This window comes from Pseudonocardia sp. 73-21 (genome assembly GCF_001899645.1).
GTDB lineage: Bacteria > Actinomycetota > Actinomycetes > Mycobacteriales > Pseudonocardiaceae > Pseudonocardia.
Genome location: NZ_MKVV01000068.1, coordinates 36,448 through 58,753 on the forward strand (window position 1 = coordinate 36,448; position 22,306 = coordinate 58,753).

The 22,306-nt window shown below is 69.8% G+C and carries 19 protein-coding genes and 2 tRNA genes; 13 read left to right on the forward strand and 8 right to left on the reverse strand.

Annotated elements, in window-relative coordinates:
- Positions 1–866: 866 nt before the first annotated feature.
- The 8 genes from BGP03_RS21975 to rpmH all read right to left on the reverse strand — a co-directional run bounded on the left by BGP03_RS21975 (position 867) and on the right by rpmH (position 6,063).
- Complete coding sequence (locus tag BGP03_RS21975) at positions 867–1,835, reverse strand: ParB/RepB/Spo0J family partition protein (RefSeq protein WP_296375238.1); 969 nt, start codon at positions 1,833–1,835, stop codon at positions 867–869.
- Positions 1,836–1,840: 5 nt separating this feature from the next.
- Positions 1,841–2,755 (reverse strand): ParA family protein, encoded by a 915-nt coding sequence (locus BGP03_RS21980; protein WP_296375240.1) that lies wholly within the window; start codon positions 2,753–2,755, stop codon positions 1,841–1,843.
- Complete coding sequence (rsmG, locus tag BGP03_RS21985; RefSeq protein ID WP_296375242.1) at positions 2,752–3,426, reverse strand: 16S rRNA (guanine(527)-N(7))-methyltransferase RsmG; 675 nt, start codon at positions 3,424–3,426, stop codon at positions 2,752–2,754. The genes BGP03_RS21980 and rsmG overlap by 4 nt, the downstream gene beginning before the upstream one ends.
- A complete protein-coding gene (locus BGP03_RS21990; protein WP_298796113.1) occupies positions 3,419–3,979 on the reverse strand; it encodes a R3H domain-containing nucleic acid-binding protein in 561 nt (186 codons plus the stop codon). Before BGP03_RS21990 ends, rsmG begins: the two co-directional genes overlap by 8 nt.
- A gap of 96 nt (positions 3,980–4,075) precedes the next feature.
- Entirely contained in the window at positions 4,076–5,296 is a 1,221-nt protein-coding gene (gene yidC, locus BGP03_RS21995; RefSeq protein ID WP_299737304.1) for a membrane protein insertase YidC, read from the reverse strand.
- A complete protein-coding gene (gene yidD, locus BGP03_RS22000; RefSeq protein ID WP_296375249.1) occupies positions 5,290–5,559 on the reverse strand; it encodes a membrane protein insertion efficiency factor YidD in 270 nt (89 codons plus the stop codon). Before yidD ends, yidC begins: the two co-directional genes overlap by 7 nt.
- Positions 5,556–5,906, reverse strand: a complete 351-nt coding sequence (rnpA, locus tag BGP03_RS22005) for a ribonuclease P protein component (protein ID WP_296375251.1) — start codon at positions 5,904–5,906, stop codon at positions 5,556–5,558. The genes yidD and rnpA overlap by 4 nt, the downstream gene beginning before the upstream one ends.
- Before the next feature lie 13 nt (positions 5,907–5,919).
- The gene (gene rpmH / locus BGP03_RS22010) at positions 5,920–6,063 is read right to left on the reverse strand and encodes a 50S ribosomal protein L34 (RefSeq protein ID WP_296375253.1); all 144 of its coding nucleotides are present in this window, start codon (positions 6,061–6,063) and stop codon (positions 5,920–5,922) included.
- 368 nt (positions 6,064–6,431) lie between these two features.
- Between rpmH and dnaA the strand changes: the two genes are divergently transcribed.
- The 13 genes from dnaA to BGP03_RS22075 all read left to right on the forward strand — a co-directional run bounded on the left by dnaA (position 6,432) and on the right by BGP03_RS22075 (position 21,865).
- Positions 6,432–8,075, forward strand: a complete 1,644-nt coding sequence (dnaA, locus tag BGP03_RS22015) for a chromosomal replication initiator protein DnaA (RefSeq protein ID WP_296375255.1) — start codon at positions 6,432–6,434, stop codon at positions 8,073–8,075.
- Between the two features lie 1,121 nt (positions 8,076–9,196).
- A complete protein-coding gene (gene dnaN, locus BGP03_RS22020) occupies positions 9,197–10,363 on the forward strand; it encodes a DNA polymerase III subunit beta (protein ID WP_296375257.1) in 1,167 nt (388 codons plus the stop codon).
- Between the two features lie 45 nt (positions 10,364–10,408).
- The gene (gene gnd, locus BGP03_RS22025; protein ID WP_296375259.1) at positions 10,409–11,356 is read left to right on the forward strand and encodes a phosphogluconate dehydrogenase (NAD(+)-dependent, decarboxylating); all 948 of its coding nucleotides are present in this window, start codon (positions 10,409–10,411) and stop codon (positions 11,354–11,356) included.
- 9 nt (positions 11,357–11,365) lie between these two features.
- Entirely contained in the window at positions 11,366–12,487 is a 1,122-nt protein-coding gene (recF, locus tag BGP03_RS22030) for a DNA replication/repair protein RecF (RefSeq protein ID WP_298796118.1), read from the forward strand.
- Between the two features lie 204 nt (positions 12,488–12,691).
- Positions 12,692–13,168 (forward strand): DciA family protein, encoded by a 477-nt coding sequence (locus BGP03_RS22035; RefSeq protein ID WP_298796120.1) that lies wholly within the window; start codon positions 12,692–12,694, stop codon positions 13,166–13,168.
- A gap of 333 nt (positions 13,169–13,501) precedes the next feature.
- The gene (gene gyrB, locus BGP03_RS22040) at positions 13,502–15,490 is read left to right on the forward strand and encodes a DNA topoisomerase (ATP-hydrolyzing) subunit B (protein ID WP_296375266.1); all 1,989 of its coding nucleotides are present in this window, start codon (positions 13,502–13,504) and stop codon (positions 15,488–15,490) included.
- A gap of 44 nt (positions 15,491–15,534) precedes the next feature.
- Positions 15,535–18,063 (forward strand): DNA gyrase subunit A, encoded by a 2,529-nt coding sequence (gyrA, locus tag BGP03_RS22045; RefSeq protein ID WP_296375268.1) that lies wholly within the window; start codon positions 15,535–15,537, stop codon positions 18,061–18,063.
- Between the two features lie 35 nt (positions 18,064–18,098).
- Positions 18,099–19,103, forward strand: a complete 1,005-nt coding sequence (locus tag BGP03_RS22050) for a DUF3566 domain-containing protein (protein WP_298796123.1) — start codon at positions 18,099–18,101, stop codon at positions 19,101–19,103.
- A 75-nt stretch (positions 19,104–19,178) separates the two neighbouring features.
- A tRNA-Ile gene (locus BGP03_RS22055) sits at positions 19,179–19,252 on the forward strand.
- A 33-nt stretch (positions 19,253–19,285) separates the two neighbouring features.
- Positions 19,286–19,399 carry a DLW-39 family protein gene (locus BGP03_RS22060; protein WP_296375272.1) on the forward strand — a complete coding sequence of 38 codons (114 nt, stop codon included), beginning with the start codon at positions 19,286–19,288 and terminating at the stop codon, positions 19,397–19,399.
- A gap of 25 nt (positions 19,400–19,424) precedes the next feature.
- Positions 19,425–19,500 (forward strand) — tRNA-Ala (locus tag BGP03_RS22065).
- A gap of 82 nt (positions 19,501–19,582) precedes the next feature.
- Entirely contained in the window at positions 19,583–20,911 is a 1,329-nt protein-coding gene (locus tag BGP03_RS22070) for a site-specific integrase (protein WP_298796125.1), read from the forward strand.
- 159 nt (positions 20,912–21,070) lie between these two features.
- Positions 21,071–21,865 carry a DUF5677 domain-containing protein gene (locus BGP03_RS22075; RefSeq protein WP_299737316.1) on the forward strand — a complete coding sequence of 265 codons (795 nt, stop codon included), beginning with the start codon at positions 21,071–21,073 and terminating at the stop codon, positions 21,863–21,865.
- The last annotated feature ends 441 nt before the right edge of the window (positions 21,866–22,306 follow it).

The following is a 22,306-nucleotide window of genomic DNA, read 5'->3' on the forward strand; positions in this document are numbered from 1 at the left end:
ACAGTGACTCCGGCATACGGACGGGTGGGGGAGAAGAAACACCTCCGACCCACCCCTGAGATGCCCCTACGCCTGATGACCGTCCGCCACCTCGACAACGGGACCGCCGCCCGGCTCGTGACATCCATCCCCGGCGTTTCACGTGAAACACGGGTGCCGGTCGCCGACATCGTGCGGACGCACCTGTCGATCGGCCGGGCATTCCCCTTCCGGAGAGCGTGTCCGGACTCCGCCACCTGTCGATCTCGATCTGGTTCGGGACTACTACGACCGGACCCCCGACGACCATGTGGACAGGATGGCCACAACAGCCGTAGTTGCTGCGGCGATGGAACCGACCGGCGAACTGCGCCAGCACTCCGTCAGATGCGAGACCCCACGGGCCCACCGGCCGATCGAGGTGTGGGAGTGTCCGGCGTGGAGCTGTCTCCCACATGGTCGAGGACACACGTCGGCTCCACCCGAGGTACGGATTCAACGCCGAGTCGTCCGCCGACCTCGGTCCGACCACCGTGCTGCAGGGTTGGTCCGCACAGTGCTCCCGCCCGTACTCTCGTCGTTCGCCCGGGCACTGCCGCTCGACCGGGATGAGAGGTTGCCCGTCCGGTGGACGACCTACCGGTGGCAACCCGACGCCCTCGAGGCACAGACCGTGCAGGCCGGACGTCCCGCAGGGACCGATCAGACCGCTCGTGGTCTCCTGCCGGTTCGACGCTCGTGGATCCACCTGCCGCTCGAACAGCACGCGCGAGGTAGTTTGCCGAGGCCCGGGCGAGCTTCACTCGGCCGAGTCCTTCGAGCGACGGTCTCGTCGCCGTCGAGTGGTCGACCGACGATGCTGCGCCCGGAACCCCGAACGGAACCGGTCAGGCGTCGCCGGCCGGACCCTCGGGGGAGCGGCGCATCAGGTCGGCGATGCGCTCGAGGTCCTCGACCGACCCGAACTCGACGACGATCCGCCCCTTGCGCTGCCCGAGCTCGACCTTCACCCGCGTGTCGAACGCATCCGACAGCGACGCGGCGAGCTCCTGGAGGCCCGGGGCCTGGATGGGCTTGCGCCGCGCCGGCTTCTCCTTGGCGGGGGCCTCACGCCGCAGCAGCACCACGGCCTCCTCGGTGGCCCGCACGGACATGCCCTCGGCGACGATGCGCGCGGCGAGCTCCTCCTGCCGGGCCGGATCCTCGATGCCCAGCAGTGCGCGGGCGTGTCCGGCCGAGAGCACCCCGGCGGCCACCCGGCGCTGCACCGAGACCGGCAGCTTCAGCAGCCGGATCGTGTTCGTGACGACGGGCCGGCTGCGGCCGAGACGGTCGGCCAGCTCCGTGTGCGTGACGCCGAACTCGACGAGCAGCTGCTCGTAGGCGGCGGCCTCGTCGAGCGGGTTGAGCTGGACGCGGTGAATGTTCTCCAGCAGCGCGTCGCGCAGCATGGCGTCGTCGGTGGTCTGCCGGACGATCGCGGGCAGCCGCTGCAGACCGGCCCGCTGCGCCGCGCGCCACCGCCGCTCGCCCATGACGAGCTCGTAGCGGCCGGGGGAGGACTCCCGTACGACGATCGGCTGCAGCAGCCCGAACTCGCGGATCGAGTGCTCCAGCTCCGCGAGTGCTTCATCGTCGAACGTGGTGCGCGGCTGCCGAGCGTTGGGATGGACGGCCGAGAGGTCGATCTCCCGGTAGACCGCGCCGGGGGTGGCCACCGGCTCGGGCGACGGAGGAGACGCAGGTTGGGCCGGACGGTCCCACGGCCTGGGCACACCGAGCTCGAGAGCTTCCGGGCCCGTCGGGATCAGGGCCGCCAGCCCGCGTCCGAGGCCGCCCCTGCGCTGCTCGGCCACCGGGATCACCGCCCACCCGGAACGGCCATGGTGACGCCGCGGTCGGCGATCTCACGGGCGGCGTCGACGTAGCTCATGGCACCACGGGATCCCGGGTCGTAGGCGAGGACGGTCTGGCTGTAGCCAGGCGCCTCGGACACCTTGACACTGCGCGGGATCACGGTGCGGAGCACCGTGGGACCGAAGTGGCTACGAACCTCGTTGGTGACCTGGTCCGCGAGCTTCGTTCTGCCGTCGTACATGGTCAGCAGGATCGTGGAGACGTGCAGCGCCGTGTTCAGGTGCGAACGCACGAGGTCGATGTTGCTCAGCAGCTGGCCGAGCCCCTCCAGCGCGTAGTACTCGCACTGGATCGGGATCAGCACCTCCTGCGCCGCCACGAGTGCGTTGACCGTGAGCAGGCCGAGCGAGGGCGGGCAGTCGACGAAGACGTAGTCGACGCCGAGCTCGTCGAGAGCCTCGGGCGACAGCGCCTGCTTGAGGCGGTTCTCCCGGGCGACCATGCTGACGAGCTCGATCTCGGCGCCGGCCAGGTCGATGGTGGCCGGGATGCACAGCAGGTCGGGTGACGCGGTGCTGGGCACCGCCGCCTCGGCCAGGGAGATCTCCCCGAGAAGCGCCTCGTAGACCGACGGCGTGCCCAACCGGTGCTCGACGCCGAGCGCGGTGCTGGCGTTGCCCTGGGGGTCGAGGTCGATCACCAGGACCCGCACGCCGTGCATCGACAGCGCCGCGGCGAGGTTGACGGTGCTGGTGGTCTTGCCGACCCCGCCCTTCTGGTTGGCCACCGTCAGGACCCGCCGATGCGACGGGCGCGGCATCCGGTGCCGGTCGGGGTGCAACACCCGGGCCGCCCGCTCCGCCTCCTCGGCGATGGGCGTCCAGCCGGGTGTTTCACGTGAAACATCGGGCACCGTCACGCCTGTCCTCTCCTGCGCCGCGGACGGTCAACCCGCTCCACGACGACCACTGTGCTCGGCGGATCCACGATCCCCGCGCCGCACCTCTCGACGCGCGGTGCGCCTCCGCCCAACCTGCGCACCGCGGCCTCGTCCCGTTCGATCTCCTCGGGCGCCGATGCCCCCTTCACCGCCAGCATCGTGCCACCCGGACGTAACAGCGGAAGACACCAGCCCGCGAGGCGGTGCAGGGGTGCGACGGCGCGGGACGTGACCACGTCGGCTCCCTCCCATTGCCGTCGGACGGTGTTCTCCTCGGCCCGACCGCGCTCGACCTCGATGCTGAGGCCGAGATCGCCGATGATCTCGAGGAGCCACTCGACCCTGCGGGCGAGCGGCTCGACGAGGACCATGCCGAGATCGGGGCGGGCCAGTGCCAACGGTATCCCGGGAAGACCCGCCCCCGAGCCCACATCCACCACTCGGGCGCCGTCCGGTACGAGCTCGGCGACCACGGCGCAGTTGAGGATATGGCGGTCCCAGATGCGCGGTGCCTCCCGCGGGCCGATCAGGCCGCGCTCGACACCGGACGTGGCGAGGTGCTCGGCGAAGCGGAGGGCCAGCGGCAGGCGCTCGCCGAAGAGCTTCTCCACCGCCGGAGCCAGCGGCTCCGCGAACCCGTCGTCAGGCACCGCGGAAGACGACGACCTGCCGACGCGGCTCCTCGCCCTCGCTCTCGCTGGACACGCCCTTCACCCGGGCGACGGCGTCGTGCACGACCTTGCGCTCGAAGGGCGTCATCGGGCGCATGCGGGCCGACTCCCCGGACTCGAGCACCTCCTTGGCCGTGCGCAGGCCCATCTCGGTGAGCTCGTCGCGACGTCCCTGGCGCCAACCGGCGATGTCGAGCATCAGCCGGCTGCGGTTGCCCGAGGTCTGCTGGACGGCGAGGCGCGTCAGCTCCTGGAGGGCCTCCAGGACGTTGCCCCGGTCACCGACGAGCTTCTCGAGGTCGGTGCCACCGTCGATGCTGACGATGGCGCGGCCCGCCTCCACGTCGAGGTCGATGTCCCCGTCGTAGTCGAGGACGTCGAGGAGCCGTTCCAGGTAGTCACCGGCGATGTCGCCCTCGCGGACCAGCTGGTCCTCTCCGGTGGACACCGCGGGTCGCGGCGAGCCCTTCTCGGTGGGTGTCGCGGTCGCCTCGGCGTCCTGCGGGGCCCCGTCCTGCACGGTCTTCGGCACGGTGCGTCTCCTCTCCCTGCGATGGTGCGGTGGCGCGGATGGAGAACGCGCCCCGCGGCGACCGCCGACGCAGGCGGCCGCAGGTGGAACGTGGGCTCAGCGGCGCTTGCGGGGCTTGCGCGCGGGCGGGCGGGATCCGCCGCCGCTGCGGGCGCCGGCGCCGGCCGAGCCGTTGGTGCTGGTGGAGCCGTTCGTGCCCGAGCCGTTCGTGTCCAAGCCGTTCGTGTCCAAGCCGTTCGTGTCCGAGCCGTTCGTGTCCGAGCCGTTCGTGTCCGAGCCGTTCGTGTCCGAGCCGTTCGTGTCCGAGCCGTTCGTCGACCCGTTGCCCGCGGCGCCACCCTTGACCATGTTGGGCTTGCGGGCGACCGGCTTCGCTCCAGGCCGCTTCACAGGGGGTGGTTCGGCGTCGACGACCGTCTCGGGCCGCACCGGCTTCTGTCCCGGCTTCGGGGCGAGCGACTGGCGGCTCGCGGCCGCCGTCTCGCGCTTGATCGTCTGCTCCTGGTCGATCTTCTTGTAGACGACGTACTGCTGGCCCAGCGTCCACAGGTTGTTGGAGACCCAGTACAGGAGCACGGCCAGCGGCAGGAACGGCGCACCGACGACGACGCCGATCGGGAAGACGTAGAGCATCAGCTTGTTCATGATCGCGGTCTGCGGGTTGTCGCCCTGGGCCGCGGTCTGGCGGGCCACCGAGTGCCGGGCCGTGATGTGCGTGAAGATGCCCGCCGCGATCATCAGCGGGATCATGACGATCAGCATCGCGGAGATCGAGGTGCCCGCCGCGTTCAGCGCGGCCTCACCCTTGGTGACCCACTCACCGAGCTTCGCGCCGAAGAGGCTCGCGTTGTTGAACGACAGCACACCCGACTGGTCGAAGGCGTAGTTCTCCGTACGGATCGAGCCGTCGTTGTTGATCGGGACGCCCTGCGCGTTGACGGGCCCGAACGTGCGCAGCACGTGGAACAGGCCGATGAAGACCGGGCCCTGGATCAGGACGGGGAGACAGCCGGCCACCGGGTTGACGCCGTGCTCCTTCTGGAGCTTCTGCATCTCCGCAGCCTGCTTCTGCTTGTCGTTCGCGTACTTCTTGCGAACCTTCTGCAGCTCGGGCTGGAACTCCTGCATCTTGCGCATCGAGCGCACCTGGCCGACGAACGGCTTGTACAGGATGGCCCGCAGGGTGAAGACGAGGAAGATGACGCTCAGCGCCCACGCGATGCCGCCCTTCAACCCGTCACCGGGCAGCAGGAAGCTGAACACGTCGTGCCAGATCCTCAGGATCCAGGAGACCGGGTAGTAGATGAAGTTCAGCACGGCGCTTGCTCCTCGTGGTGGTCCTGGACCGGACGGTGTCGGACGTCGCGGACCGGTGGCACCGGATCGATACCTCCAGGGTGCCATGGCGCGCATTTCAACAGGCGCCAGAGCGTGAGACCCGTGCCGCGGACGACGCCGTGGACCTCGAGGGCCTCGGCGGCGTACGCGCTGCAGGACGGGTAGAACCGGCAGCTCGGGGGCAGCGCCGGTGAGACGTAGGTCTGGTAACCGCGGATCAGCCGGAGGAGAAGGCGCTTCACGGTCGGGCCAGTTTGCGGACGGCCGAGCGCAGCCCGGCGTCGAGGTCGGCGGCCAGTTCGGCGGACGACGCGTCGGCGGCGGGCGGGAGGGCCCGTACGACGAGGAGCGAGCCCGGCGGGAGCCCGTCGAGACGCGCACCGACGAGATGACGGAGCCGCCGGGCGACGCGGTGTCGCACCACGGAACCTCCTACCGCCTTGCTCACGACGAAGCCGGCGCGGGGAGCGCCGGTCCCGTCGGCACCGTGCAGGTGCACGACGAGCCGGGATCTGCCCCCGCGCCGGCCACGCCTGACAGCGGTGCTGAAATCGTCCCGGTGCGTGAGCCGGGAACCGGCCGGCAACATCGGGACGGCCGGATCAGGCCGTGAGCTTCTCGCGGCCCTTGCCACGACGGGCGGCGACGATGGCGCGCCCGGCCCGGGTGCGCATGCGCAGCCGGAACCCGTGCGTGCGCGCGCGGCGGCGGTTGTTCGGCTGGAAGGTGCGCTTGCCCTTGCTCACGGTCGGCTCTCCTGGGTCGACGGCGGGCGTACCGACCGTCGGGGAAGTGTGCTGTACAGGGTGGCGCCCCACGTTGCCGTTGAGGGCACAGCGCGGGACACGCTTGGTTAGAGGGTACGCAGCCCGGAGAAGGAGGGTCAAACCACCCCGGGGTGGGCCGGTCTTGTGGTGAGCGGCCTCTGTTGTTAGCGTGCCTCCCCACCGCTCGATCCGGGGGGATCGTCGCCAGGACCACACGGGCCGCACGAGATCACTCGGTGTGTCCGCGTACGGTCTTGCGCACAGGTGTGGACAAGTCTGGGGATGATCGGGCCCGATCGGGGTACCGGGGCTACCCGTGGGCGACGACCGGAGGGGGCAGCCGACCGGTGGCCGACCAAGCAGGAGACCTCGGGCAGGTCTGGAACCGCGTGATCGCCGACCTCTCGGGGGCGTCGGCCGGGTCCGGGGCACAGACGCTGTCCCCGCAGCAGCGCGCCTTCCTCCGGCTCACCCGCCCGCTCGGGCTGATCGACGGCACCGCGTTGCTCGCCGCACCGAGCGAGTTCGCCAAGGACGCCATCGAGCGGATCCTGCGCCGGCCCATCAGCGAGGCCCTGGGCCGCCACCTCGGCGTGGCCGTCAACCTCGCGGTCGTCGTCGACGCGTCGGCGGCGTCCGGCGGCACGGAGGTGCCCGACCCTCCCGGACGCGGTCCGTCCGTCGGCGCGGCGCCGATCCCGCGGCCCGAACGTGTCGACGTCCCGGTCACGCAACAGCACCCGTCCGACGGCGGGCAGCACGGCTCCGACGGTGCCTCCATGCCCACCACCGGGCCACTCGGCGTCACCAGCGCCACCGACCACTCCACCGACGATCCCACCGACGTCGACGGCGGCATCCGCAACGGTGGCCCCACCGGACCGGGCCCGCGGGGTGGCGAGGTGTGGCCCACCTACGCCGGCCCGTCGGCCGGGGAGCAGGTGCAGCCGCGCTCGCAGACGCGCCTCAACGAGAAGTACACGTTCGACACGTTCGTCATCGGCGCGTCCAACCGGTTCAGCCACGCCGCCGCGGTCGCGGTCTCCGAGGCGCCGGCGCGGGCGTACAACCCGCTGTTCATCTGGGGTGAGTCCGGGCTGGGCAAGACCCACCTGCTGCACGCCGTCGGCCACTACGCGCAGCGGCTGTTCCCCGGCATGCGCGTGCGGTACGTGAGCACCGAGGAGTTCACGAACGACTTCATCAACTCGCTGCGCGACGACCGCAAGGTGGCGTTCCAGCGCCGCTACCGCGATGTCGACGTGCTGCTGGTGGACGACATCCAGTTCCTGGAGGGCAAGGAAGGAACGCAGGAGGAGTTCTTCCACACCTTCAACACGCTGCACAACGCGAACAAGCAGATCGTCGTCTCCTCCGACCGCCCGCCCAAACGCCTCGAGACCCTCGAGGACCGGATGCGCACGCGGTTCGAGTGGGGCCTCATCACCGACATCCAGCCGCCGGAGCTGGAGACGCGCATCGCGATCCTCCGCAAGAAGGCCGCGCAGGACCGGCTCGCCGTTCCCGGGGACGTGCTGGAGTTCATCGCCGAGCGCATCGAGCGCAACATCCGCGAACTCGAGGGCGCGCTGATCCGGGTCACCGCGTTCGCGTCGCTCAACCGCCAGCCCGTCGACACCCAGCTCGCCGAGATCGTGCTGCGCGACCTCATCCCCGACTCCGGGGCGTCGGAGATCACCGCACCGACGATCATGGCGGTCACGGCGGACTTCTTCGGCATCACCATGGACGAGATGTGCGGGCCGGGTAAGACCAAGGCGCTGGCCCAGTCGCGCCAGATCGCCATGTACCTGTGCCGCGAGCTCACGGACCTGTCGCTGCCCAAGATCGGCCAGATCTTCGGCGGCCGCGACCACACCACCGTCATGCACGCGGACAAGAAGATCCGCAACGAGATCGCCCAGCGCCGCAAGACCTTCGAACAGGTGCAGGAGCTCACCGCGCGCGTCAAGCAGCGCGCGCGCCACTGATCCTCGGGAGATCACGGGCTCGGGGCGCGCAGGCGTCGGTACCGCGGCCGGCGGTCCCGAACCGGCGATCATCGAACGGGACCGGTCCCCGTCGCCCGACCGCCGAGTGGTGGCCGTCCCCGGACGACGATCACCGGGCCCACCCGGTGGCACTCTCCCGGACCTCGACGGACATCTCCCGTCACGATCACCGCCGTGGTGCTCGTGGGCGTCGGCGCCCTCGACGACCGTCGCCGGGCTGCCCGGGAGCACCACGATCCCCCCGTCGTCACGGCGGCGGCATTCACCCGCGTAACCGGGACGCCTCTCCGGACCACGATCACCACCGCGACCGCGAGCGGCCCCGCTGCGCCCACGTCCCCATGCAGCCGGCCGGGCCCGCTACGCCGCCCACGCCCTCGGCCGTTTCGCGGACACCCGTACGTCGATCATCCGACGGAGAGCCCGCCTTTCGCCGTATCCAGGACGACCGATCCCGACCACTCGTCGTCCATCTCGCGGTGTTCGTCGCTCCGTGTGATCAACTGCTGACCGACCCGTCACCGGATCCGGTCACGGAGCGTTCTGCTCCATGTGCCGTGAGGGACTTCTGTGAGTTCCCGGGCCCGTCCGCGACGCGCGATCACCAGGAAAACCGGTCGCGCTGCGTTTCCGCGCGACCACTCTTCACCCACATCTGGGGATAACTCTGTGGACGGGCACCCGTCCACCCGTGGACGGATCGGGCTCCGACGGTGGACAACCGGTGTTCATCCCGGGGACAGATCGACATGATCGCGTTCCATCCACCGCCGCCGCGAGGTGTGCACCGACCGTCCCAGGGCTCGCTCCACATCGCGCCACACCCTGCGACCTGCGGGAACGTGCTCCGTCCACACTGTGCACAGGTGTTAGTACTACTGCTTCATCTCTCTTCTAGATGAACTACAAGAAGAACAACGGTGTGGACCGGTGAACGAGCGCCTCCCCGATCGGGGAGCATCCGAGCCGGGATGACACCCGCCGCCCGGAGGCTCTACGGTGAGCGCCCGGCCCCGGCACGGTTATCACCGCCTCGGGGGCCGGTCCGGCGTATCGAGACGTCCGGTTCCCGACACCGCCAGTGCGAGAGGTCCCACGCCATGAAGTTCCGGGTCGAACGCGACGTCCTGGCCGACGCGGCAGCGTGGGTCGCCCGCAGCCTTCCGGCGCGTCCGCCGGTGCCGGTTCTCGGTGGCGTGCTCATCGAGGCGACGACGGGGCCGGACGGCGACCGCCTGACGGTCTCCGGTTTCGACTACGAGACCTCGGCGCGCGTCGAGATGGACGCCACGATCGGCGATCCCGGCCGCGTGCTCGTCTCGGGCCGGCTGCTGGCCGACATCACCCGCGCCCTGCCGTCCAAGCCGGTGGATCTCGTCGTCGACGGCTCGCGTGCCACGATCAACTGCGGCAACAGCCGGTTCAGCCTCCCGACGATGCCGGTCGAGGACTACCCGCAGCTGCCGTCCATGCCGCAGCTCGCCGGCACCGTCGCCGCGGGCGAGCTGGCCCAGGCCGTCTCGCAGGTGGCCGTGGCCGCCGGCCGCGACGACACCCTCCCGATGCTCACGGGCATCCGCATGGAGATCGAGGGCTCGCGGCTGACGCTGGCCGCCACCGACCGGTTCCGGCTCGCCGTCCGCGAGATCGACTGGACGCCGGAGGACACCGGCCAGTCCAGCGCCGTGCTGATCCCCGCCCGCACCCTCGCCGACGTCGCGAAGGCGCTCGCCGGCGCGGGCACCGTCGAGCTCGCGCTCTCGGCGGGTGACGGCATGCTCGGCGTCACCGGCGGTGGCCGCCGCGCCACCACCCGGCTGCTCGACGCGGAGTTCCCGCGGTTCCGCCAGCTGATCCCGGCCGAGCACACGAGCGCCGCGATCGTCGAGGTGGCCGGGCTGGTCGAGGCGATCAAGCGCGTCGCCCTCGTCACCGACCGCGTGGCCCAGGTGCGCATGGAGTTCGGCGAGGACGGGCTGCGGCTCGCCGCCGGCGGCGACGACGTCGGCAGCGCCGAGGAGGAGCTCCCGTGCGAGCTCGACGGCGGTGCCATCACCATCGCGTTCAACCCCACCTACCTGCTGGACTCGCTGGGCGCGCTGCACACCGACCGCGCGCAGCTGACGTTCACCACGCCCAACCGGCCCGCGCTGGTGCGCCCGGTGCCGGCGCCGCCCGCCGAGAGCGACGAAGCGCCCGCATCGGACACGCCCGAGCCGCTGCCCGGCTACCTGCACCTGCTGATGCCCGTCCGCCTGCCCGGTTGATCCATACTGGCCCGCGGACGACCCCCCGACTTCAGGAGTGACACCGTGCAACTCGGCCTCATCGGTCTGGGCAAGATGGGTGGCAACATGCGAGACCGCCTGCGGGCGGCCGGCCATGAGGTGATCGGGTTCGACCCCCGTCCTGAGGTCACCGACGTCGACTCGCTCGCGGCGCTCGCCGGGGCGCTCACGGCTCCGCGCGTGGTCTGGGTGATGGTCCCCTCGGGCGACCCGACGCGCAGCACCGTCAAGGAGCTCGCGAAGGTCCTGGAGCCCGGCGACCTCGTCATCGACGGCGGCAACTCCCGCTACACCGACGACGGCCCCAACGCCGCGCTGCTCGACGCGGTCGGTGTCGGCTACATCGACTGCGGCGTCTCCGGCGGCATCTGGGGCAAGGACAACGGCTACGGCCTGATGGCCGGTGGCGACACGAAGCACGTCGATCTCGCCATGCCGATCTTCGACGCCCTGCGCCCCGAGGGACCCCGCGAGGAGGGTTTCGCGCACGCCGGCCCCGTCGGCGCCGGCCACTTCTCGAAGATGGTCCACAACGGCATCGAGTACGGCCTCATGCAGGCCTACGCCGAGGGCTTCGAGCTGCTGGAGGCCGCGGAGCTCGTCGAGAACGTGCCGGCCGTGCTGCAGGCGTGGTCGCGCGGCACCGTCGTGCGCTCCTGGCTGCTGGACCTGCTCGTGCTGGCGCTCAAGGACGACCCGACGCTGGAGAAGCTCGAGAGCTACGTCGACGACTCGGGCGAGGGCCGCTGGACCATCGAGGAGGCCATCACGCACGCCGTGCCGCTCCCGGTGATCTCCGCGGCGCTGTTCGCGCGGTTCTCCTCGCGGCAGAAGGAGTCGCCGGCGATGAAGGCCGTCGCGGCGCTGCGCCACCAGTTCGGCGGGCACGCGGTGAAGTCCGCGGCCGGCCCGTCCGGCACGCCCGGCGAGCACGCGGGTCCGAGCTCGGGCACGGGCTCGACCCAGAGCTAGCCTGCCGGTATGCACCTGCGACGCCTCGCCGTCGCCGACTTCCGGTCGTGGGAGAAGGCCGAGCTGGACCTCGAACCCGGGGTCACGGTGCTGGTCGGGCCCAACGGGGTGGGCAAGACCAACCTCGTCGAGGCCGCCGGCTACATCGCCACGCTCGGCTCCCACCGCGTCGCCACCGACGCCCCGCTGATCCGCCGCGGCGCCGAGCACGCCGTGGTGCGCGGCCTGGTCGTGCACCACGGGCGCGAGCTGGGCGTCGAGCTGGAGATCACCGCGGGGCGCGCCAACCGGGCCCGGCTCAACCGGGCGGCCGCCAAGCCGCGCGACCTGCTCGGTGTCCTGCGCACCGTGCTGTTCGCGCCCGAGGACCTCGCGCTCGTGCGCGGCGACCCGGGTGAGCGCCGCCGCTTCATGGACGACACGCTCGTCTCCCGCTACCCCCGCTACGCAGGAGTCCGCGCCGACTACGACCGCGTGCTGCGGCAGCGCTCGGCCCTGCTGAAGACCGCCCGCAACGGGCGCGGCGACCTCTCCACCCTCGACGTCTGGGACGGTCACCTCGCCGCCCACGGCGCCGCTCTGCTCGCCGGCCGTCTCGACCTCGTCGCAGCCGTCGCGCCGCGCGCGGTCGAGGCGTTCGCGGAGGTCGCGCCGTCGTCGGAGCCCATCGCGGTGGGCTACCGCAGCGGGCTCGGGGACGACCTCCCGCCCGACCGGCCGGCTCTGGAGGCCCTGCTGCTCGACGCGCTGGCCCGGGTCCGCCGCCAGGAGGTGGAGCGCGGCGTCTGCCTGGTCGGGCCGCACCGCGACGACCTGGAGCTCAGCCTCGGCGAGGGCCCCGCGAAGGGCTACGCCAGCCACGGTGAGTCATGGGCCCTCGCGCTCGCCCTGCGGCTGGCGTCCTACCGGCTGCTGCGCGACGACGACGTGGAGCCCGTGCTGATCCTCGACGACGTGTTCGCCGAACTGGACGCGCGTCGCCGCCGGGCGCTCGTCGACGTCGCCCGGCGCGCCGAACAGGTGCTGATCACTGCGGCGGTGGCCGAGGACGTCCCCGACGGCCTCGCGGGTGCCCGCTTCGCGGTGGGCGGCGGCGTCGTGGAGCTGCTGCCGGAAGAGTCCACGTCATGACGACGGCTGTGATCCAGGACACCTGGGGACAAGGTTGTGGATACTGTGGATAACTCGGGCCGCACTGGTGATGACCGGCACAAACAACCGTCCAGCGACGGCCGTCGACCGTCCGTCGTGCCCGATTCGCGCCCTGTTGTCCCCAACCCTGGGGACGGAGGTGAGCCGACCTCTCGTCGCGGGGCGGACATCGCGAGGGACGCGTTGCGCGCCGCGAGGGAAGCGTCCGCGCAGCGTTCGGCGGAACGTGCGGCGCAGCGGGGCGGGGCCAAGCCGGCGTCCAACCGGGGGAGGCGGCGGCGCTGGTCGGGCGCGGGCCCCGACGAGCGCGACCCGCAGCCGTTCGGCCGGCTGGTCGCCCGGGTGTCGCTGGACCGCGGCTGGTCGCCGCGCCTCACCGACGCCACGGTGCTCGGTCGCTGGCCCCAGCTCGTCGGCCCCGACATCGCCGACCACTGCACGCCGCTGTCGCTGCGCGACGGGGAACTGGTGCTGCAGGCGGAGTCCACGGCCTGGGCCACGCAGCTGCGCCAGCTGCAGCGCCAGCTGCTGACGCGGCTCGCCGCGAGCGTCGGGCGGGACGTGGTGAAGCGGATCCGCGTGGTGGCTCCGAGCGGCCCGACCTGGAAACACGGCCCGCGTACCGTCCGTGGCCGCGGCCCGCGTGACACCTACGGCTGACGCCGGAACCCCGCGAGTCGCCGCTCCCGTCACGGTGAGTTGGCCGATCCCGTACCACGACGCCGTCGATCGGGGGCGGCCACCGGCCACTGAGGGCGACGTGACGGGCCCGCAGCCCGTTTCGACCCCCCGCTCGGCCGTCGCCACCCGCCCGATGTCGCGTTCGTCGGTCTGTGACGCTCCTGGACGTGTCCCAACGCCGTTTCTGCCGGGGTGGACCGGTATGATGGGAGGCATGTTCCGGGCGCATCCCCGTAGGCCCGGTCGAGCAGGTTCCACACAGCGGCGTCGCCGCACCGTGTGGATTCTTCATGGCGAGGAGACAGTCAGCCCGTGGCGGAGAAGAAGAACGGCTACAGCGCGTCGTCGATCACCGTTCTCGAGGGGCTGGAGGCGGTCCGCAAGCGCCCCGGCATGTACATCGGTTCCACCGGTCCGCGCGGCCTGCACCACCTGATCTGGGAGGTCGTGGACAACGCGGTCGACGAGGCCATGGCCGGCTTCGCCACGCGTGTGCAGGTCACGCTGCGGGAGGACGGCGGCATCACGGTCGTCGACGACGGCCGCGGGATCCCGGTCGGCATGCACCCGGTGGAGAAGAAGCCCGCCGTCGAGATGGTCATGACCATGCTGCACGCGGGCGGCAAGTTCGACAGCGACTCCTACGCGGTGTCGGGCGGCCTGCACGGCGTCGGCATCTCGGTCGTCAACGCGCTGTCCACCGCGCTGGACGTCGAGATCAACACCGACGGGTTCGAGTGGCGCCAGCACTACACGCGCTCGGTGCCCGGTCCCCTGCACAAGGGCGCGGCCACCACGAGGACGGGCACCACCGTCACGTACTGGGCCGACCCGGAGATCTTCGAGAGCACCGAGTACGACCTCGAGACCATCCGCCGCCGTCTGCAGGAGATGGCCTTCCTCAACAAGGGCCTCACCATCGTCCTGCGCGACGAGCGCGACGGCGTCTCCCGTGAGGACGACGAGGCGGAGGTGCCCGACGCCGAGGGTTTCGTCGCCAAGGTCAAGGAGCACGTCTTCCACTACCCCAACGGGTTGGAGGACTTCGTCGCCTACCTCAACAAGTCGAAGGACCCGATCCACAAGAAGCTCGTGTCGTTCTCCGGTGAGGAGTCCGGCCACGCGCTCGAGGTGGCGATGCAGTGGAACAACGGCTACACCGAGTCGGTCTACACGTTCGCCAACACGATCAACACGCACGAGGGCGGCACCCACGAGGAGGGTTTCCGCTCGGCGCTCACCTCCACGGTCAACCGCTACGCGCGCAACGGCAAGTTCCTCAAGGAGAAGGAGCCGGCGCTCTCCGGTGACGACATCCGTGAGGGACTGGCCGCCATCGTCTCGGTCAAGGTGAAGGAGCCCCAGTTCGAGGGGCAGACCAAGACCAAGCTCGGCAACACCGAGGTCAAGTCGTTCGTGCAGCGCGTGAGCAACGAGTGGCTGGCCGACTGGTTCGAGCGCAACCCCGCCGAGGCGAAGATCATCGTCAACAAGGCGGTGCAGTCGGCGCAGGCCCGCGCGGCCGCCCGTAAGGCCCGCGAGCTGGTGCGCCGCAAGAGCGCCGGCGACATCGGCGGCCTGCCCGGCAAGCTCGCCGACTGCCGTTCCACGGACCCGTCGAAGTCCGAGGTCTACATCGTGGAGGGCGACTCCGCGGGCGGCTCGGCCAAGTCCGGCCGCGACTCGATGTACCAGGCGATCCTGCCCATCCGCGGCAAGATCATCAACGTCGAGAAGGCCCGCATCGACCGCGTCCTCAAGAACACCGAGGTCCAGGCGATCATCACGGCGCTCGGCACCGGCATCCACGACGAGTTCGACGTCAGCAAGCTGCGCTACCACAAGGTCGTGCTGATGGCCGACGCCGACGTCGACGGCCAGCACATCCGCACGCTGCTGCTCACGCTGCTGTTCCGGTTCATGCGCCCGCTGATCGAGGAGGGCCACGTCTACCTCGCGCAGCCACCGCTCTACAAGATCAAGTGGGGTGGCCGCGGCGCCGAGCCGGAGTTCGCCTACACCGACCGCGAGCTCGAGGGCCTGCTGGCCGCTGGTCGCGAGGCGGGCAAGAAGATCCCCAAGGACGAGGGCATCCAGCGCTACAAGGGTCTCGGCGAGATGAACGCCAAGGAGCTGTGGGAGACGACGATGGACCCCGCCAACCGGGTGCTCCTGCAGGTCACCCTCGACGACGCCGCCACCGCCGACGAGCTGTTCTCGGTGCTGATGGGCGAGGACGTCGAGTCCCGCCGGTCGTTCATCACGCGCAACGCCAAGGACGTGCGCTTTCTTGATGTGTAAGAGCCTGGACGTCTCCGCACCCGCCTACGCAGAAGGACCCGCTCGTGACTGACACGCTCGACCCCACGCTGCCCCCCGCCGGTGGCGGAGGCGACCGCACCGAGCCGGTCGACATCCAGCAGGAGATGCAGCGCTCGTACATCGACTACGCGATGAGCGTCATCGTCGGCCGCGCGCTGCCGCTGGTCGAGGACGGCCTCAAGCCGGTGCACCGGCGCGTCCTGTACTCGATGGGGGAGAACAACTTCCGCCCCGACCGCAGCTACGTGAAGTGCGCACGCGTCGTCGGCGAGGTGATGGGCAACTACCACCCCCACGGCGACAGCTCGATCTACGACGCACTCGTGCGGCTGGCCCAGCCGTGGTCGATGCGCTACCCGCTGATCGACGGCCAGGGCAACTTCGGCTCCCGGGGCAACGACCCGGCCGCCGCCATGCGCTACACCGAGTGCCGCCTCTCGCCGCTGGCGATGGCGATGCTGCAGGACATCGAAGAAGACACCGTCGACTTCTCCGACAACTACGACGGCAAGGCGCAGGAGCCCGACGTCCTGCCGTCGCGGGTGCCGAACCTGCTCATCAACGGCAGCTCCGGCATCGCCGTCGGCATGGCCACCAACATCCCGCCGCACAACCTGCGCGAGGTCGGCGCCGGTGTCGTGTGGGCGCTGGACAACTGGGAAGCCACCGACGACGAGCTCCTCACGGCCCTGATGGAGCACATCAAGGGCCCGGACTTCCCGACCGCCGGCCTCATCGTCGGCCGCGACGGCATCGAGCAGGCCTACCGCACCGGGCGTGGCTCCATCCGGATGCGCGCGGTCGTCGAGGTCGAGGAGGACGCCAAGGGGCGCACCATCCTCGTCTGCACCGAGCTGCCCTACCAGGTCAACCCGGACAACCTCATCGAGTCGATCGCGAGCCAGCACCGCGACGGCAAGCTGCAGGGCATCGCCGAGATCAACGACGAGTCGTCCGACCGCGTGGGCATGCGCATCGTCATCACGCTCAAGCGCGACGCGGTGGCGAAGGTGGTGCTGAACAACCTCTACAAGCACACCCAGCTGCAGTACGGCTTCGGCGTCAACATGCTGGCGATCGTCGACGGCGTGCCCCGCACGCTGCGCCTGGACCAGGTGGTGCGCAACTACATCCGCCACCAGATCGAGGTCATCGTCCGGCGCACGCGCTACCGGCTGCGCAAGGCCGAGGAGCGGGCCCACATCCTGCGTGGCTACGTCAAGGCGCTCGACGCGCTCGACGAGGTCATCGCCCTGATCCGCGCGTCGGCCACGGTCGACGTCGCGAAGACGGGCCTGATGGAGCTCCTGGACGTCGACGACATCCAGGCGCAGGCCATCCTCGACATGCAGCTGCGGCGCCTCGCCGCCCTCGAGCGTCAGAAGATCATCGACGAGCTGGCCGAGATCGAGCTCGAGATCGCCGACTACCAGGACATCCTGGCCCGCCCGGAGCGGCAGCGGCAGATCGTGCGCGACGAGCTCACCGAGATCGTCGAGAAGCACGGCGACGAGCGCCGCACGCGGATCGTGGCCGACGACGGCGACGTCACCAACGAAGACCTCATCGCGGTCGAAGATGTCGTTGTGACGATAACCCAGACCGGCTACGCGAAGCGCACCAAGACCGACCTCTACCGGGCGCAGAAGCGCGGCGGCAAGGGCGTGCAGGGCGCGGCGCTGAAGCAGGACGACATCGTCGCCCACTTCTTCGTCTGCTCCACGCACGACTGGATGCTGTTCTTCACCAACAAGGGCCGGGTCTACCGGCTCAAGGCCTACGAGCTGCCCGAGGCCAACCGCAGCGCGCGCGGCCAGCACGTGGCCAACCTGCTCGCGTTCCAGCCGGACGAGCACATCGCGCAGGTCATGCAGATCAAGGACTACCAGGCCGCGCCGTATCTCGTCCTGGCGACGAGAACCGGTCTGGTGAAGAAGTCGAGGCTCACCGACTTCGACTCGCCCCGGTCCGGCGGCCTCATCGGCATCAACCTGCGTGAGGACGACGAGCTCGTCGGCGCCGTCCTGGCCTCGGCCGAGGACGACCTGCTGCTCGTCTCGGCGGAGGGCCAGTCCATCCGGTTCACCGCCAGCGACGAGGTGCTGCGCCCGATGGGGCGGGCCACGTCCGGCGTGCTCGGGATGCGGTTCAACACCGGCGACCGGCTGCTGTCGCTCGCCGTCGTCCAGCCCGACACGTTCGTGCTGGTCGCCACGGACGGCGGCTTCGCCAAGCGCACGCCGATCGAGGACTACCCGGTGCAGGGCCGCGGGGGTAAGGGTGTTCTGACCCTCCAGTACGACCGCCGCCGTGGCACCCTGGTCGGTGCGCTCATCGTCGGCATCGACGACGAGCTGTACGCGATCACCTCCACCGGCGGGGTGATCCGGACATCGGCCCGGCAGGTGCGCAAGGCCGGCCGGCAGACGAAGGGGGTACGCCTGATGAACCTGGGCGAAACCGCCACGTTGCTGGCGGTGGCACGTAATGCCGAGGACGATGCCGACGACACCGCGCTGACCGGTACCGAGCCCGAGGGCGAGGACAGCTGAGCAGCGGGCCACCCAACGGAGGAGATTCCTCTCTCGTGAACGACGCGACGAGTACACCGGACGACCCCGACCGCACCGACCAGGACGGCCGGGGTGCGGTGGCCACGGGAGAGCAGGCCGCTGTCACCCCGGCCACCGGGGCCGGCACCGCGGGTACGCCCTCGGCGTCCCCGCGGCCCTCACCCACGCCGGCGGCCGAGCCGGTCGCCGAGGAGCCGGACGTGCCGGTCGCCCCGACCACGGAGAAGCCGGTCGCGAACGGCGGCACGCCGTCGCTGGACAAGCGGGCCGCCGCCTCCGCGGCGGTCGCCGCCGAGGCCCCCACCGCCCACCTGCGGGTGCCCGCCCCGTCGAACGGTGCGCATCCCGCGCCGGCCGACGACGACGTGACCCGTCCCGTCGGGCCGGGAGAGCTCCCGGCCACGGGTCCGGTGCCCGGCCCCGGACCGGCCGCGGCCGCGCCGCCCCCGTGGCAGCGCGTGCCGGGTCGGGAGGCCCAGATCCCGGCGCAGTCCGGGCCACCGCCGGCTCCACGGCCGGCAGGTGGGCTGCTCGAGGACGAGGGCCCCACCGCGTTCCTCGAGGCTCCGGCCCGGGCCGACGAGGCGGCGGGTGCCGACGGTCAGCCGGCGGAGAAGGGCGGCACGTGGGGCTCGGTGCGCGCGGTGCGCAACCGTCCGCCGCGCCAGGCCGCCCTGCAGCTCAAGCGGCTCGACCCGTGGTCGGTGCTCAAGCTGGCCCTGGTGCTCGCGGTGGTGCTGTTCTTCATCTGGCTGGTGGCCGTCGGGGTGCTCTACGGCGTCCTGGGCGGCATGGGGGTGTGGGACCGCCTCAACGGCACCTACGCCGACCTCGTCTCCGGAGAGGCCCCCACCGGCAGTCCGCTGATCAGCGCGGGCCGCGTCTTCGGCCTGGCCGCGGTGGTCGGGGCGATCAACAGCCTGCTGTTCGCCGTGGCCATCACCGTCGGGGCGTTCGTCTACAACGTGTCGGCCGACCTCGTCGGCGGCATCGAGGTCACGCTCTCGGAGCGCGACTGAGCTGGGATGTGTGTGGGGGGGGTATCCCCCTGCAGGCGGCCGGAGGCGCTGGGGTAACCTCGTCTCCGCCGCAGGGGGCCTATAGCTCAGTTGGTTAGAGCGCATCGCTGATAACGATGAGGTCGGTGGTTCAAATCCACCTAGGCCCACTCTGTATCCCCTCGGGACAGGCAGGACGTTCAATGAAGAAGATTCTCGCCGTCATCGTCGCACTCGCGGCCGGGGCCCTCGTGTTCTCGAAGGTCCGCTCCTCCCGCGAGGACAACGACCTGTGGCACGAGGCCACCACGAGCTGAGCAGGTATCGTCTCCTGCTCAGCACGGGGACGTAGCTCAATTGGCAGAGCACCGCCTTTGCAAGGCGGGGGTTAGGGGTTCGATTCCCCTCGTCTCCACCACGTCTGACCTGCGCGTACAGTGCATGTGGGCCTCGGACATTTGATCACTGGCATCCACGATGGCATCCACTAGCGTCGTGACGTGGCCAAACGAGCTGCTCAGCGGCGCGATCGGGGGATGATCCGCCAACGCGGTAACTCGTTCCAGGTCGTCGTGTTCGCTGGCCGCGATCCGCTGACGAAGCGGAAGCTCTACCTCCGTGAGTCGACCACCGACGAGCGCGAGGCGGAGAAGATCCGGACCCGGCTCCTGGCCCAGGTCGACGCGCATAGGCACTCGAAGACCCGTGCGACGTTCCGGGTCGCGATGGACAAGTGGCTGCGAACGCACGACGTCGAGGAGACGACCCGCGCGAGCTACGAGCAGTACGCCCGCGTGCACCTGTACCCGGCGTTCGGGGACCAGCCGGTGGGTCGGGTGACCACGCAGCTGCTGGAGGAGTTCTACGCCGAGCTGAGGCGCTGCAGCGCTCGCTGCGCCGGGCGGGCTGTCGTCAAGCACCGCACAAGCGATCCGCACGAGTGCCGCGTCGTGCAGCACAAGCGACCGCCGGGCCGGCCTCCTGTCAACGGCTACCCGTCACATGATTGCGCCGAGAAGGGCTGCAGGGTCATCGAGTGTCGGCCCCACGCGTGCGTACCACTGTCGCCGGCCACGATCCGCCGCATCCACTTCGCGATCCGCGGCGTGCTGGGCGCAACGGTGCGCTGGGGCTGGATCACCGACAACCCGGCCGTGATCGCCCGCAAGCCGCGCGTCCCGACGCCGCAGCCCGATCCGCCGACGGTGGCCCAGGCCGCGCGGATCATCGACGCGGCGTGGGCTCAGGACGACGACTGGGGCACGCTCGTCTGGCTGGTGATGGTTACCGGGATGCGGCGTGCCGAGCTGCTCGCGCTGCGCTGGTCCGACGTCGACCTCGATGCCGCTGTGCTGACGGTCCGGCGCAACTACGTGCGCGTGGGCCGGCGCTCGATCGAGAAGGACACCAAGACCCACCAGATGCGCCGTCTCGCCCTCGATCCCGCCACGATCGACGTGATGACCGAGCACCGTGACCGGTACGCCAAGAAGTGCCGACAGGCCGCTGTTCCGGCTCTGGACATGGCCTACCTGTTCTCTTACCGGCCCCTGAACGACCGCCCGTGCGATCCCAGCGGCGTGACCCACCGCTATGGCCGAATGTGCGCTGAGCTGGGCATCAGCAGCCATCTGCACGCCCTCCGGCATTACTCCGCCACTGAACTGCTCTCGGCTGGCATCGACCTGCGCACCGTCGCCGGCCGACTCGGCCATGTCGGAGGTGGTGCGACCACTTTGCGCGTTTACGCGGCATGGGTTGGGGAGTCCGACCGTCGTGCGGCCGAGTTGCTTGGCGGTCGGATGCGCCGACCCACCCGAGGTGGCTAAGACGCAGTAGGTTGAGCTCCTACCGTTGTAGGCAGAAATCAAGGGAGGGGAATCTTGGACCAGGACAACGCACCTCAGACTAGTGGGGACTCAGCCACACTTAGAAATCGAATCGCAGCGACTGAGGACTTTGTTGATATAGCCGAGCGTCTGACTGCAGTGGGCGATCTGGAGTGGGTGGCCGTAGAGTCAGATTTCCGACTGCTCGCAGTAAATACTTCGCTCCGGCGGCAACTCGAGAGCATTCAAGCAGCAGTCATGCTCTGTCAGCAAGGGCTTGGACATCTGGCCGTTGCATTCGTTCGGGCGTCCCTCGAAGATGTGATGTACCTCGGCTTCTTTGTCTCGCTCGACCGAGAAGACTCTCAGCATCTTTTCAAAACAATGGGAACCTGGGACCATCTGAGGTCATTGCTAGCCCAGCGGGAGTACGTCGGTGACGAGGCTATGCACACTCTCTGGTACTCTCAGGAATTTCTAAACTGGGCTGAACTCCTCAAAGACCAAACTCGCAGTGAGCTGAAGCAACTTCAGAAGAAGTATAGGTGGTCGGGAGGTATTCTCCCCGCAGGAGACTGGATAGCTGAAAGGTCGGGACACGGTGACCTTTATGGCTATTTGCATGCGGCGACGAGCCGTGCCCTCCACTTCTCCGCTGGCGAGATCTTGCGTCGCGGTTGGGGCGAGCCTTCAGGTAAAGTCATCACGGACAAGCCAGAGTTTCGTGAGCACCTTGCTGCTTTTGCGCTCGATCAGTTGTGGCGCCTGTTCCTCGACACACTGAAGGCCGCGGAGCCGCTCATCGAAGCGGCTGGATTGAGCAGTGATCCCGCCCTGGACTTCGAAGAGATGAAGCCCATCTTGGATCGACTTCTTGCAATAGGGCGAGTGCCCCTCGTTCACGCCCACGAGTGGAATCTAACCCCCGAAGGACCACTCGGCACTTCCAGTTGAACACAAATCTTTAGCGTAGCTCACAACTCCCGGCCGTTTGTTCGAGGAGCCTGGCGGTCTCGAACGTCGACAGCAATGGCGTTACTCTGTGGCTCGCGGCCACTGCTTGATCTTCGAATGTCGAACAACGGGCGTGATCAAGTGGTGGCCGTTGCACGTCCGGGATCGCCACGCTGGGAAGATCACGATCTACGGCCGAAGTACAAGAACCTACCGACGGGGCTCCGCCCCACGCCCCGGCCCTCACTCTGGTGGAGGTGGTGGCTACTCCACCGCCGACCGGTCGCCCTGACGGGATGCCACACCGCCGGTGGGGGTGCAAGCGGAACTGCTGCTTGCACCCCCACCGCCGGCGCAGCCTTACTGCGTACGCCCGATCGACGGTGGAGTAGCACAGACCCGAGTCATAACGGGCTCTTCCGGAAATGGAGTGCGGCTGAG